We start from the raw sequence: 13,135 nt of genomic DNA on the forward strand, positions 1-13,135 counted from the left end.
GCACCATTTCTCCTCGGACGCGATTCCAGGCTTTGGAGCCACGGTTCCGTGGATGACCAAGGCCGGCGTTATCGACCACGTCAGCGATACTGACATGGCCAGTGCTGACACGGAAATTCCAAGTTTCCCGGCCCCGGGAGAGACGATTATGCGGATCGCGGATTTTCCGCCTGATTCCGTCTACCCCAAGGAAGCAAATTCGGCGATCTTTGACGAGTTGGACGGCCATGAGGAAGCGGAAGTCGGTGCTGAACGCAGCGGAGGGAAGCACTTCTGGTTCCACCGCACCGAATCCTTGGATTACGCGGTAGTTCTGGAAGGCGAAATCACTCTACTCGTTGATGATGGTGAGGCCACGATGCGAGCCGGAGACGTAGCGGTACAGCGAGCTACCAGTCATGCATGGTCAAATCGAACTGACAAAACTGCCAGAGTCCTGTTTGTGTTGATTGGCACCGAACCGATCTCGGCTTCAGAGATTGCGAGTCAGCGTCGAGTAAATTCAACGTCTATGGATGCATCATGATTATCGATATCGCCGCAGCAGATGGTGAAATAATTTGGCAGCCGGATAGCGCAGGAATTACGCAGACCGGTGTCGCACGGTTTGCCGAGTTCGTTGCGCAGCATGGCCATGACTCCAAAAATGACTATGATTCACTCTGGCAGTGGTCAGTTGATGAGCCTGCAGAATTTTGGGAACTTTTTGCCAAATTTGCTGGAGTGGAATTTGGGGGTGTGGCCGGTGACGTTGTAAGCCAAGACCCAATGCCCCACACAAAATGGTTCCCCGGACGTACGCTGAATTTTGCCAGGCACCTGCTTCATGGTCATGAGGGCACCGCGTTAATTGCCATTTCGGAAGATGGCGGGCGTGAGGAAACGAGTTGGGAGTCTTTGCGCGGCGAAGTTGCGGCCCTCGCACAGTACTTGCGTACGCAAGGCGTGGGTCAGGGTGATCGTGTTGTTGCGATCCTCCCGAATGTCGCCGAAGCAGTGGTGGGTCTGCTCGCCACAGCTTCGCTTGGTGCCATCTGGTCGATTTGCGCCCCCGAGTTTGGTGCCGGCGCAGTCGTTTCGCGTTTTGCTCAGCTGGAACCGAAAGTAGTGCTTGCAGCGCCTGGCTACATGCTGGGTGGCAAGGACCGTGACCGTCGGGATGAACTGAATGAAATTATCGCTCAGTTGCCCACCGTGGAACAGCTTATCTGGGTTGAGCGACACACTTCGATTCCTACATTCGACACTAAGATCCCGGCAAGCACCTGGGAAAAGGCGGTAGCCGAACCTGCAGAACTGCGTTTTGCGGACGTTGAGTTCAGCCACCCACTATGGGTGCTGTTCTCCTCCGGTACTACGGGTATTCCTAAGGGTATTGTGCACGGTCATGGCGGAGCCTTGCTTGAGGAGCTGAAAATGCTTCTGATTCACTCTGACCTGCGGCCAGGAGATCGTTACCTAAACGTGGCCTCGACCAGCTGGGTGCTCTGGAATGCACTGGTCAGTGCTCTGGGTGTGGGAGCAACGGCCGTGCTTATTGACGGCAACCCGGTTTTCCCTTCACTGGATAGGGTCTGGCAAATTACTGCGGACGAGCGTGTTGCGGTTCTGGGTGTGGGTGCGGGCTTTGTCCATGCATGTGCCAACACGGATTTGGTGCCAAAGAGCCAGCATGATCTTGTGTCCTTGAAGAGCTTGCAAGTTACGGGTTCTCCGCTGTCCGCGGATGGATTCCGCTGGGTCTACGCACATGTGGGAGACATCTGGCTGGCTTCTATGAGCGGCGGAACGGATATTGCTTCGATATTCGTGGGTGGATCTCCGACTATGCCTGTCCACGTTGGGTATATCCAAGCGCCAGCGTTGGGCGTGCGGGTTGAATCATGGGATGAGCAAGGCGACCCGACTACGGGCAAGGGCGAGCTAGTAGTCACTCAGCCGATGCCTTCAATGCCCCTGAGTTTCTGGGGAGATGACGGTACTAGGTATCACGAGAGCTACTTCAGTACGTATCCTGCAGTATGGCGCCATGGAGACTTTATTGAGTTCACCCGTCGAGGCATCCTCATCCATGGTCGTTCAGACTCAACGCTCAACCGTAATGGATTGCGACTTGGCTCAGCAGATATTTATGCTGCTGTTGAATCCCTGCCTGAGGTTGTCGAAGCCTTGGTTGTTGGGGTGGAGCTGGGTACCGAGTACTATATGCCGCTTTTCGTTCAATTGACCAATGGGGCAGATCCAGAGGTAGCTAAGGATGCAATCATCGGGTCCATCCGGGAGAATCTATCGGTCCGGTACCTACCAGATGAGATTGTGTTCATGCGAGCTATTCCGCATACTCGTACTGGCAAAAAACTCGAGGTTCCGGTCAAGCGGATGCTTCAAGGGACCCCGCTTGAGAAGGTTGCAGATCTGGGTGCAGTGGATGATCCAGAACTGCTGGAAGTGTACTCCGAGTTTGCGCTGGAGAAGCAATCGGTGAATTTATAAGAACTAAAGCGGATCTTCAAGATTGAGAGTGTGATCAAAGAAAACCAGCCCACGGGAATCCGGGCATGTTGCCCAAGCACGAAAAAGTCGAGGTCTTCCAGAAAAATGGAAGTTACCACACTTGCCATTTTCGAGAGACCTTGACGTTGCTTACTTTACCTTCACTGCACCAGCCCTCACCGCTTTCACCGGCCTGGAGCATCTGGTCACCTGTGTGCCTGGTGCCTTGTTTATCCGTAGAAACTCACACGTAGCACAGGGTCTTAGACAGACCACCTGGCGTGTCCTTTCGAGGTATTCACAGGCGCAGGAAGCTTCTGCAAAACTGGCGTGTCCGAATTTCTGAACGAGCAGAGGGTGCCTAAATCGGTAACTTTCAAACGATCTAGATGAGTAAGTCCTAAACTACTCCAACACAAAAGACCTCCTGAAACAGATCAAAAATCTGGTCAGGAGGCCTTTTAATGCTTAGCGGAGAGTGTTAAGAATTATGGTGTGAACAAAAACCTAAACACCCTCCTGACAAAACTCTACGTGTTCGTCACCGACCATGTCATCCCAACCATGCCCGCAAGGCCACGACGAGGACGACGGCAATTACTCACCGACGCGGAACTGCTCTGCCTGGCTGTGGCCCAGCACCTGCTGCACGGGGACGCTTCCGAGTCCCGGTGGATCCGCTACGCCCGCACCCACCTGGCTGGCATGTTCCCGCATATTCCCCAGCAATCCGGATACAACAAGAGGATCCGCGCCGCCGCGCCCCTGGTGTCCCATACCCTGAGCGTCCTGGCCAAGGACGTCCCCACCTGGAACGACGTGCTGCGGCTGCTGGATTCCACCCCGGTGCCCTGCGGCCAGTCACGCGAAACGGTGAAACGCTCGGACCTGGCCGGGCAGGCCGGCTACGGGTACTGCGCCTCGCATTCACGGTATTTCTGGGGTTCCGGCTTTACCTGGTCGCCACCCCTGAGGGCATGCCGGTGATCTGGGGGTTGGCCAATCCGAAGATCGGTGAGCGTGAAGCGATCGCCACGATGCTTGATGCCAGTAGCGACCTGGTGGCCGACGGGCAGGTGATCCTGGCGGACAAGGGCTTCGCCGGCAAACAGTTCGAAGCGTTTATCAGCGGGGACCTCAAAGCGCATTTGCTGCGCCCTGATCGGAAGGATGAGAAGCCGCGGTTTGGGGATTTCGGCGGGATCCGCCAGTGGGTCGAGTCGATCTTCGACACCCTCAAAGGGCAGTTGGGTTTGGAACGCCACGGGGCCCGGACCTTGGAGGGGGTGATGGCGAGGGTGGCGTGCAAGCTGTTGGCCATGGCGGCAGGGATCTGGCACAACTGGAAGATTGGCGCCCCGCGCAAGCGCTCTCTGGTCGCGTATGACCATTGAGGACGCGGGGCGGTCATTAGGAATTAATCATCTGTGAGACTTTTCCTAGCTGGTCTGGGACTGGCTGGCAGGATAGGAACCGGCCCTCTCGCCCCTGGGAAGCGACTCGTTAATCATCTGACCCGCGATGGTGTCGTTCTCTAGACTTGCCCTTCCCGCAGGGCGGGTCGGCCGGTGCCAATCCGGCCCACGACGGTAGTTTGATCAGAAGATTGTCCACCCCAGCCGGGGCGTGACTCGTCACAGTTCTGTTCCGTAGTGACCCTTACCCGGACTGGCACCGGCCGTTTGCGGCCATCCGCCCAGATCCAGCACAGGAAAGCACGGTGACCGCCTTGACTATCGTCGCTCATTGCCACCCATTTGTCGTGGGTGTCGACACTCACGCCCGCAACCACGTCTACGCCATTGTTGATGCCGGCAATGGTGCACTCATCGACACCCAGACGTTCCCCGCCAGCGCAGCTGGCATCAGCCGGGCCATCGCCTGGGTTTCCCGCCGCACCAACGCCGATACCCAGACCCTCTGGGTGATCGAAGGCGCCGCCTCCTACGGGGCCATCCTGGCCGGCACCGTCGATACCCGGGGCTACCTGGTCGCCGAAGCGCCGCGCATGAGCCCCAAGGCCTACCGCGGAGTCGGCAAGTCCGATGTGTTGGATGCCCACCGGATAGCCACCGCGACGCTGCCCTTGGACACGGAGAAGCTACGCCGTCCGCGCCTGAATGAAGGGATCCGGCAAAGCCTGCGCATCCTTGTCACCGCCCGGACCTCCATGAGAAAGGATCGCACCCGCTCGGTGAACGCCTTGAACGCGTTGGTACGTACCAATAGTCTGGGCATTGACGCCCGCAGAAAACTCACCGGTAGCCAAATGCAGGAGATCAGCCGCTGGCGTGAGCACGACGAAGAGCTGTCCTTGTCGGTCGCCCGGAGTGAAGCGGTCCGGTTGGCCAAGCATGTCCTGGAGCTCGATGAGCAACTCTCGTGCAATGAGAAGGCTCTGGATGATCTTGTTACGGTCAGCGAAGCAGCACCGCTGCTGGAAGAAACCGGCATCGGCGTGGTGACCGCAGCGAAGTGTTTCGTCGCCTGGTCCCACGAAGGACGGGTGCGAGATGAAGCGGCGTTCGCCTGTCTGGCAGGCGTCAACCCGATCCCTGCCTCGTCGGGTAATACCACCAGGCACCGGCTCAACCGCGGTGGTGACAGGGCGTTGAACAGCGCCCTGCATCTGGCTGCCGTGGTCAGGATGACCCACGATGAGCAAACGCGTGCGTACGTTGAGAAACGACGCGCCGAGGGCAAGACCGACAAGTAGATCCGGCGGTGCATCAAGCGCTACCTGGCCCGCCGGATCTTCCGCATCCTGAGCAATTCGGTCAAAAGCCAGAGGGCTCAGAACGCAGCTTGACAGATATAGAAGAGTCTAGCTCAGGGTGAGGCAATCGATGGATTTCCGCTAGCGTAAAAATTCAATTGGCCATTAATGTTAATGATTTTGAAGTTGTCGCCAGTAGGCGACGAGTAGGTGAAAGACTCCCCATTTTTTAGAGACCTCATTTTTTCTGCCAGATTGTTGGTTTCAGGCTGAGAAGCTGCTGTCACAGCAGTTTCACCTGAAGCAACGACGGCAGGAGCCGCTTTTGCGGGCATGCACATCGTTGTAGCAAGTGCAAGAGAAACGACAACGGCGATTGAAGTGGAAGTAATTTTTTGAATGAGACCATGCTATGAGGACCACCTGATAGATTTAATCTTCATTTCGACCTTATACATGCTTAACTTGAGCTGTAAATCATGCTTTCGTAGGAGGATCAGTGACGTGCCGTTCATGAGTTGCACGTCACTGGGTGCACGTGATCGATCGACCGAATCAGGGAAACATTTGATTCGGTCCACGATGAACTTAGAGACCGCGCCAATGGGGCCCAGCTGGTTCGTAAGGCTTTCGATGAGGCCTTGCATCCCACCGATGCGTCACCCACGCTTCCCCGATCAGCCTGCGGATCACGATGACACTGTTCGAGGGGCTGATCATGGCATCATTGACCCGGACCTTGCCCTTGGTGCTGATCCTTCAATCGCAACTCAGGTCGGTGTACAGGTCCCTGGTCTTGGCGCTGTCATAATTAGCATCCAGGTGCGCGGTGATCTGCTCTGGCCGTCGGTAGCCGAAACGGGCAAGGCGTTCGAGGGTGGGACGCAGCAACGGGGAGTCATGCCGGTTCGCGCTTACGGCGACGCAGCCGACCGGGATGCCTTTCCCGTCGGTCATCAGCGAGCTCTTGGTGACTTGCATGTCGCGGTCCACTGGGGATTTCCTAACGGCTTCGCCGTCGTAGGGTGCTTTGACCATGTAGCCATCGATGACGAGGTTCTCCAAGGTCCAGTCCGATGATCCGGCCGGAGGGCTCCAGACAGATCTGCTCCAGTTCGCGGAAGATCCCTGAGGTGATCCATTCGTCGCGGCGGCGTCGGATGGTAGTGGCCGAGCAGGTCGTGTCGCTGATTTTCTCGTAGGCAGTGCCCAAGGCGAGGACGTGGATGGGCTTGTCGAAGATGATCCGGTCGCTGATCCTGGGTTTGTGGCAGCCCAGTGGATGGGTGCGTGGCCGTTCGGGGATCAGTGCCTCGAATTGGCGCCAGAGGGGCTCGATGTAGGACGACGGGAGGGCAGGCGCGTGACCTTCTCGTGTAAACGGTTCCCGGCAAACCCTGCTTGACGCTGTCTGTGCCTGCTTCACTGCCTGATGACGTGCCTGGCGTGGTTGATCACGCTGGCGTTAATACTTACTGCGGATGTTTCACTCCTATTGGCGCGATCTCTAAGCTGGATCGTGATGGAAGACTTCGGCTACGACTTAATTTCCCTGGCGTTCCTCGCGGTGCTGTGGACGGCATTCATCCTGCTGTACCGCAAGGAGCCGCGCAGGCTCGTGCTCGCCGCGGCCCTGCTGCCGCTGGTGCTGCTCACCTTGTCCACGATCTCCGAAATGCTCACGAGCTTCGTGCCCGGTTTCGGGTTCCTGATGGCGATCCTGGTGGTGCTCATGCCGCTGATGCTGGTGGTGTTCGGCGGGGCGCTGATCTACAACGGCATCCTGATGTGGCGGCGCGAGGGCGCGAAAATCCCCAACCTGCTCTCGCTGATCGCGGGAATCCTGGTGTTCGCGCTACCGGTGGCGGCCCTCGGCCTGGTGATGATCTCCCAATGGTGGAGCTTGTCCCTGGCATTCATCATGTTCTTCGCCTCCGTGTTCAGCGCCAGCATCTTCGCCATGCTGCTGCTGTATTCCTGGGTGAACGCCAGGTTCCCGGCCAAGGGCCGGGGCGCCGCGGTGATCGTGCTCGGTGCCCGGACCATCAACGGCCAGGTCACCCCGCTGCTGCGCGGGCGGTTGGACAAGGGCATCGAGCTCTACCGGTCCCAGCGCGACCCGAAACCCTACATGGTTCCCACCGGGGGACAGGGGCGCGACGAGATCGAGCCCGAAGGCGTGAGCATGGGCTGCTACCTGGCGGAGCAGGGGATCCCGCAGGAGCAGATCCTGGTCGAGGACCGGGCCAAGGACACCATCGAAAACCTGGAATTCTCCAACCAGCTGGTCCGGGCACAGCGCGGTGACGGGCGCCTGTGGCTGGTCACCAGCGACTACCATGCGCTGCGCGCAGGGCTGGCCTCGCGGACGCTGGGGCTGGACGCGCGCTCGTTCGGCGGCAAGACCGCCGCCTACTACCGTCCCAGCGCATTCCTGCGCGAATGCGTGGCGATCGCCCGCGACAACCTGAAGTTCATGCTCCTCCTGGCCCTGCCGTTCGCGCTGATGATTGTCGGCGCGCTGTTCGTCGCCACCTCGGTCTCCTAGGAGCCGCACCCCGAAACCCGGAGCACACCTCGATTAATGCACCCTCGGGTGCATGGAACGGCGCCGGGGCGGATGCGGATCCTCCTTTCGAGGGAGGTCCAAGATCAGCATTCCGGGCGGTTCGCCAACCCCGGCGGGTTCCTATGCTGGATATATGATTCAGGTACAGGAACTGACCAAGAACTACGGTGCAAAAACCGTGGTCGACCACGCGTCGTTCACGGTTCAACCGGGGATCGTCACCGGATTCCTCGGCCCCAACGGCGCAGGCAAATCAACTACCATGCGAATGATCGTTGGATTGGCAAACCCCACCCGCGGGCAGGTGCTCGTGAACGGGAAGAACTTCAAGTCCTCCACCCACCCGCTGACCGAGGTCGGCACCCTGTTGGAAGCCAAATCGGTCCACAAGTCGCTGACCCCGCGCTCCCACCTGAGGGCCATGGCGGCCACCGCGGGCCTGGGCAAGTCCCGGGTGGACGAGGTGCTGGAGCTGACCGGCCTGGGGCCGGTGCAGCGCAAGAAGGTCGGCGGCTTCTCCCTGGGCATGGGACAGCGCCTGGGCATCGCCACCGCCCTGCTGGGCGACCCGCAGGTGCTCATCCTCGACGAGCCGGTCAACGGACTGGACCCCGAAGGCGTGGCCTGGGTCCGCAACCTGGCCCGCCAGCAGGCGGCCGCCGGCAAAACCGTGTTCATCTCCTCTCACCTGATGAGCGAGATGGCGCAGACCGCGGACCACCTGATCGTGATCGGCAAGGGCCGGATCATGGCCGATGCCCCGATCAGCGAATTCATCGACAACGGGCTGGCCCAGACGGTGGTCCGCGCCCGGGACATCGAACTGCTGATGAACGCGCTGGCGGCCGAGGGGGTGCAGCTGCGCCGGCTGGACGCCACCACGCTGGAGGTCACCGGGCCGGAATCCGAGGACATCGGCCGCCGTGCGCTGGAAGCCGGGATCGTGCTCAGCGAACTGCGTCCGCTGCAGCGCACCCTGGAAGACGCCTACATGGAACTGACTCGCGACGCCATCGAGTACCGCTCGCAGATGTCCAACGACAATCCGGCTGGGAAGTAGGAAACCATGAGCACCGAACTTGCGGCAGCGGCCGCACCGCGCACCGGCGGAAAGGTCACCCTGAGCGGTGTGCTGCGCAGTGAAATGATCCGCTTCTTCTCCCTGAACTCCACGCGCATCCTGATCCTGGTCTCGATCGCCGTGTACGTCGGCATTGCCGCGCTCGGCGTATGGGGCGTGGGCTCCTTCATGCAGAGCGCACCGGATGCCGGGCAGATCCCTGGCACCGAAAGCATGGGCACCGCCGACTTCACCGTGGAAACCATGGCCTCCGGGCTAATGTTCTCCCAGCTGATCCTCGGCGTGCTTGGCGTGCTGCTGTTCAGCGGCGAATTCACCACCGGTTCTGCGGTGAGCACCTTCCTGGCCAGCCCGCAGCGGCTGCGCGTGCTGGCCGCCAAGATCATCGTGATCACCGGGCTGAGCGCGGTGGTGCAGCTGGTATCCACGCTGGCCGCCTACCTGGTGTGCCGCCCGCTGGCCGAGAACTACTCGCTGACCCTGGACCTGGGCGGCGAGGCGTTCCAGCGCGTGCTCTGGTACGGGGCGCTCGCCGTGGTGATGGCCTCCCTGCTGGGACTGGCGCTGGGCCTGCTGCTGCGCAACTCCGCCGGCGGCATCACCAGCTTGGTGGCGGTGTTCTTCGTGCTGCCGCTGATCGCGCAGATCCTGATGGCGGTGACCGACTGGTTCAAGGACTACGCGCGGTTCATGCCGGACCAGCTGGGGCTGGGGCTGGCCCTGCCGCTGAGCTACCCGAGCACGCTGGAAAGCTGGCAGCAGCTGGCAGGGGTGGCCGGATGGATCGTGCTCCCGCTGCTGCTGGCGGGCATCCTGCTCAAGAGCCGCGATATCAAGTAGGAACCGGAAAACTAGACTGGAAACCATGAGCAACCTTTCGCTGCAGGAGTCGGTAGCCTCCTTCGACGAACTGGCCGCCAAGCGGATGGGCCGGGTACGCAGGTACCTGAGGACCCATCCGCGTTTGGTGTCCGTCGGCGTCGTGATCTTCTACCTGCTCGGAACCCTGCCCGGGGTGCTGTTGATGGCCGACATGCCGGGCAACCACGGGCTGGTGCTGCTGCTGATCACCCTGGCCACCGCCGGCACGCTGCTGTTCCGCCGCCGGGCGCCCATGACGGTGCTGTGCATCGTGTTCGCCTTGGAATGCATCTCGATCCTGGACGTCGGCTCGGTCTACGGGACCGAGGGCCTGGGCATGATGCTCGCCCTGTACATGGTGGCCACCAGCTACTCGGCCCGGCGCTCGATTCCGCTGGCCATCTTGGCCGGCAGCTTCCAGATGGTCCTCATGGTGCTGGTCGGCTTCCCCGACATGAGCGGCATGGAGCTCGACACCTCGGACGGGATCAGCGAATCCACGCTGGCCGTGATCATCATCGGGGTCTTCGCGGCGTTCCTCATCGGCTTCTACGTCACCGCCGCCGCCATCGGCGTGTACATCCGCAACGCCCGCATCCACGAGGCAGAGCTGAACCATTGGGCTTCGCAGGTCTCCCGGCTGGCGCAGGTGCAGGAACGCAACCGCATCGCCCGCGAGATGCACGACGTGGTGGCGCACTCGCTGTCGGTGATGATCGCGCTGGCCGAAGGCGCCCGCGTGGTGGGCCGCCGGGACCAGGACCGCGCCGAGGAGGTGCTCGCGGAGCTGTCCGGCACCGGACGCGCCGCGCTGGCGGACATGCGGCGCATGCTCGGCGTGCTGCGTGAAGGGGAGGGCGGGGAGCTGGCGCCGCAGCCCACCGGCGGCAGCATGGAGAACCTGCTCGAAGGCTTCCGCGCCGCCGGGCTGCCGCTGACCTACACCTACGTGGGGGAGCCGCTGCCGGAGGACAAGGCGTTCGCGCTGACCATCTTCCGCATCGTCCAGGAGTCGCTGACCAACTCGCTGCGCTATGCGCGCAACGTCACCGACGTCCAGGTCCGCCTGGAACGCGGCAGGCACCAGGTGCGGCTGGAGATCTTGGACAACGGGGACGCCACCCGGGTGCCCAGCGTGGGCAGCGGCCGCGGGCTGCGCGGCATGCGCGAGCGCGCCGAGCTGTTCGACGGCACGGTGGACGCCGGCCCCGTGGCCAGCGGCGGGTGGATTGTCAAGGCGATGTTGCAGCTGCCCGAGTGCAGCGCGAAGAATGGTAACCAGAAGGCATCAAAGGGGTAGGACATGGACGAAAACATCAAGGTACTGCTGGTCGACGACCAACCCCTGCTGCGGATGGGCTTCCGCCTGATCCTCGAAGGCGAGGCGGACATCCAGATCGCCGGCGAGGCGGCCGACGGGCTGGAAGCGCTGACCCAGACCGCGGCCCTGCACCCGGACGTGGTGCTCATGGACGTGCGCATGCCCAACATGGACGGCATCGAAGCCACCGAACGCATCGCCAAGGCGCACCCGGAAACCAAGATCATCATCCTGACGACCTTCGACCTGGACGAATACGCGTTCTCCGGGCTGCAGGCCGGCGCCAGCGCCTTCCTGCTCAAGGACGTCGCTCCGGAGGAGCTGGTCTCCGCGGTCCGCCTGGTGGCCTCCGGCGACGCCGTGGTGGCGCCGCGCGTGACCGCCAGGCTGCTTGAGACCTATGTGCGCAACGCGGGGCAGGCCCCGGCGAGCACCGCCGCCCCGCAGCGCGACCCGCTGCTGGACGACCTGACCCCGCGTGAGCAGGAGGTGCTGCGCGCGCTCGCCGAAGGCCTGTCCAACGCGGAGATCGCCCATCGCTTCTTCCTCTCGGAAGCGACGGTGAAGACCCACGTGCGGCGCATCCTGACCAAGCTGCACCTGCGCGACCGGGTGCAGGCAGTGGTCTACGCCTACGAGACAGGGCTGGTCATTCCCTCGCAGGGACTGGACTTCTAGCTACCGGCCCTTGCGCTCGGCCCGGCGCTTCTTGCGTTCGGAGGCGCGCAGCTGGATGACGCGTGCCGCGCCGATGGCCGCGACCACCAGCGCGCCGCCCAGCGCCGCGATGAACAGAGCCAGGCCCAGGCTGATCTCGCCGCGCAGCCCGAAGTACAGCACGGTGACAGGGTTCTGGTTCTGCGCGATGAAAACAATCAGCAGGATCAGCAGCAGCACGCTGATGACGGTCGCCGTCCACAACCGGGCGAGCCTGGTCGAGTGGGCGCGGTCCTCGGAGTCCTCCACGGGCAGCGGCCGCAGCCCCTCGGGATCCGGCTCCGCCGGAACATAGGGTTCGGTCTCAACGGATGCCGGGCTGGAATCCAGCGTGGTGCCCAGCCCATCAGCCTGCTCAGGGTCTACTCCGGCCTTGGTCTCCGACTGCGGCTCGAGGGAATCACGGTGCTCCGGGAAATCTTCGGGCGTGCGGTTGGTCTTTGGCATGATGTACTCGCTTTCTTGGTCGGCGTAGGCCTGATCACAGCATTTACGCCGTCCGCGATCCGCGTCAAGCCCGGTGGGGCAATTCGCGGGCTTTTCCCCGCCTCGCGCAGTCCAAGCCCTTCGCCGGGAGATTCCCTGCACCTTCGACCGCACTGGATCCTGCGCTAACTGACTGTCAGGCGCGCCAGTGGGTGAAGATGTTTTTTCGCGCGAGAATCACGAAACCCACCAACCTCCGATCGGTACTGGGGTTGACGGGTTTCTGACTTCATTGAAGGTTTGGGATTGATTCCGTTGTTGGTATCCCCAGCTTTCAATACGCGCCCAATATGGCCAATCGCCTGAGTTGAATTTTGACTTTTTCGGCAAATTTGGGTGCCTGTGCGTCTTCAAGCGCTTCGTAGAGTGACTTAGATTTTGGGCGTTTTGCCCAATAAGGGAGCTGCCTCTGGATAACAGTACGAACGACATCAGGTCTGCGTTCGTTGATTAGGCAAAGTATCTCGTCCGCCGTGTAGATTTCAAATTCATATTCATCGGCAAATGATTGAAAATCCTTGACGTTCTCAGTGACTAGATAATCAACGCCACCATGTTCGGCTGCAGCGACTACATGCGCATCAAATTTGTCGCGTCCGGACTGCACGAGATCTTCTCTGATCAGATAATTGGAAATTAAAGCTTCGGGGCAGGTCATCTCGATGCGCCGGCGCAGACCACCGGTTTGTTCCTCGGATGCTGAAGGATTTTTCTTGCGTAGGTGGTATACGAACTCTGCGAGAACGTCCTCGCTCCAGCGAAGTTGTATCCCCTCATGACCGGATTCCTGATCGATAAGGCAAAACCAATCTCGAAATGTTCGTGACAGGAGGATGTTCGCATCAAGAAATATTAGTGTGGGCCCCTGCTGCATAGAGCCAATGATATGCA

At 60.9% G+C, this 13,135-nt stretch carries 10 protein-coding genes and 3 pseudogenes; 9 read left to right on the forward strand and 4 right to left on the reverse strand.

The features are described 5' to 3' along the window. Positions 1 to 52 precede the first annotated feature (52 nt). From C1H84_RS09775 to C1H84_RS09790, 4 genes and pseudogenes are all read left to right on the forward strand, one after another. Positions 53 to 526 (forward strand): cupin domain-containing protein, encoded by a 474-nt coding sequence (locus C1H84_RS09775; RefSeq protein ID WP_053799248.1) that lies wholly within the window; start codon positions 53 to 55, stop codon positions 524 to 526. Then, positions 523 to 2,493 carry an acetoacetate--CoA ligase gene (locus tag C1H84_RS09780; protein ID WP_053799247.1) on the forward strand — a complete coding sequence of 657 codons (1,971 nt, stop codon included), beginning with the start codon at positions 523 to 525 and terminating at the stop codon, positions 2,491 to 2,493. Before C1H84_RS09775 ends, C1H84_RS09780 begins: the two co-directional genes overlap by 4 nt. A gap of 495 nt (positions 2,494 to 2,988) precedes the next feature. Continuing rightward, positions 2,989 to 3,887: pseudogene (locus tag C1H84_RS09785) on the forward strand (IS982 family transposase). A gap of 326 nt (positions 3,888 to 4,213) precedes the next feature. Further along, positions 4,214 to 5,302: pseudogene (locus C1H84_RS09790) on the forward strand (IS110 family RNA-guided transposase). A 20-nt stretch (positions 5,303 to 5,322) separates the two neighbouring features. Here C1H84_RS09790 and C1H84_RS18005 read toward each other — a convergent pair. Together C1H84_RS18005 and C1H84_RS09795 are read right to left on the reverse strand one after the other, a co-directional pair. Further along, positions 5,323 to 5,544 carry a hypothetical protein gene (locus C1H84_RS18005; RefSeq protein ID WP_146956014.1) on the reverse strand — a complete coding sequence of 74 codons (222 nt, stop codon included), beginning with the start codon at positions 5,542 to 5,544 and terminating at the stop codon, positions 5,323 to 5,325. Between the two features lie 253 nt (positions 5,545 to 5,797). Next, positions 5,798 to 6,548, reverse strand: a pseudogene (locus C1H84_RS09795) (transposase). A 183-nt stretch (positions 6,549 to 6,731) separates the two neighbouring features. Here C1H84_RS09795 and C1H84_RS09800 point away from each other — a divergent pair. From C1H84_RS09800 to C1H84_RS09820, 5 genes are all read left to right on the forward strand, one after another. Continuing rightward, a complete protein-coding gene (locus C1H84_RS09800; RefSeq protein WP_244910884.1) occupies positions 6,732 to 7,757 on the forward strand; it encodes a YdcF family protein in 1,026 nt (341 codons plus the stop codon). A gap of 154 nt (positions 7,758 to 7,911) precedes the next feature. Then, positions 7,912 to 8,838 carry an ATP-binding cassette domain-containing protein gene (locus C1H84_RS09805; protein ID WP_113607305.1) on the forward strand — a complete coding sequence of 309 codons (927 nt, stop codon included), beginning with the start codon at positions 7,912 to 7,914 and terminating at the stop codon, positions 8,836 to 8,838. 6 nt (positions 8,839 to 8,844) lie between these two features. Then, positions 8,845 to 9,699 carry an ABC transporter permease gene (locus C1H84_RS09810; RefSeq protein ID WP_113607306.1) on the forward strand — a complete coding sequence of 285 codons (855 nt, stop codon included), beginning with the start codon at positions 8,845 to 8,847 and terminating at the stop codon, positions 9,697 to 9,699. 25 nt (positions 9,700 to 9,724) lie between these two features. Further along, entirely contained in the window at positions 9,725 to 11,020 is a 1,296-nt protein-coding gene (locus C1H84_RS09815; protein WP_113607307.1) for a sensor histidine kinase, read from the forward strand. Between the two features lie 3 nt (positions 11,021 to 11,023). Then, the gene (locus tag C1H84_RS09820; protein WP_047120544.1) at positions 11,024 to 11,719 is read left to right on the forward strand and encodes a response regulator; all 696 of its coding nucleotides are present in this window, start codon (positions 11,024 to 11,026) and stop codon (positions 11,717 to 11,719) included. On the opposite strand, the gene C1H84_RS09825 is transcribed toward C1H84_RS09820, so the two are convergent. Together C1H84_RS09825 and C1H84_RS09830 are read right to left on the reverse strand one after the other, a co-directional pair. After that, entirely contained in the window at positions 11,720 to 12,205 is a 486-nt protein-coding gene (locus C1H84_RS09825; RefSeq protein ID WP_052772557.1) for a LapA family protein, read from the reverse strand. Positions 12,206 to 12,518: 313 nt separating this feature from the next. After that, positions 12,519 to 13,118 (reverse strand): PIN domain-containing protein, encoded by a 600-nt coding sequence (locus C1H84_RS09830; protein ID WP_113607397.1) that lies wholly within the window; start codon positions 13,116 to 13,118, stop codon positions 12,519 to 12,521. Positions 13,119 to 13,135 lie beyond the last annotated feature (17 nt).

It is taken from the genome of Glutamicibacter soli, from assembly GCF_003309065.1.
Classification (GTDB): domain Bacteria; phylum Actinomycetota; class Actinomycetes; order Actinomycetales; family Micrococcaceae; genus Glutamicibacter; species Glutamicibacter soli.

Coding starts and splice junctions, on each gene's coding strand:
- C1H84_RS09775 (WP_053799248.1), top strand. CDS start 53: ATGACCAAGGCCGGCGTTATCGACCACGTCAGCGATACTGACATGGCC.
- C1H84_RS09780 (WP_053799247.1), top strand. CDS start 523: ATGATTATCGATATCGCCGCAGCAGATGGTGAAATAATTTGGCAGCCG.
- C1H84_RS18005 (WP_146956014.1), bottom strand. CDS start 5,544: ATGCCCGCAAAAGCGGCTCCTGCCGTCGTTGCTTCAGGTGAAACTGCT.
- C1H84_RS09800 (WP_244910884.1), top strand. CDS start 6,732: ATGGAAGACTTCGGCTACGACTTAATTTCCCTGGCGTTCCTCGCGGTG.
- C1H84_RS09805 (WP_113607305.1), top strand. CDS start 7,912: ATGATTCAGGTACAGGAACTGACCAAGAACTACGGTGCAAAAACCGTG.
- C1H84_RS09810 (WP_113607306.1), top strand. CDS start 8,845: ATGAGCACCGAACTTGCGGCAGCGGCCGCACCGCGCACCGGCGGAAAG.
- C1H84_RS09815 (WP_113607307.1), top strand. CDS start 9,725: ATGAGCAACCTTTCGCTGCAGGAGTCGGTAGCCTCCTTCGACGAACTG.
- C1H84_RS09820 (WP_047120544.1), top strand. CDS start 11,024: ATGGACGAAAACATCAAGGTACTGCTGGTCGACGACCAACCCCTGCTG.
- C1H84_RS09825 (WP_052772557.1), bottom strand. CDS start 12,205: ATGCCAAAGACCAACCGCACGCCCGAAGATTTCCCGGAGCACCGTGAT.
- C1H84_RS09830 (WP_113607397.1), bottom strand. CDS start 13,118: ATGCAGCAGGGGCCCACACTAATATTTCTTGATGCGAACATCCTCCTG.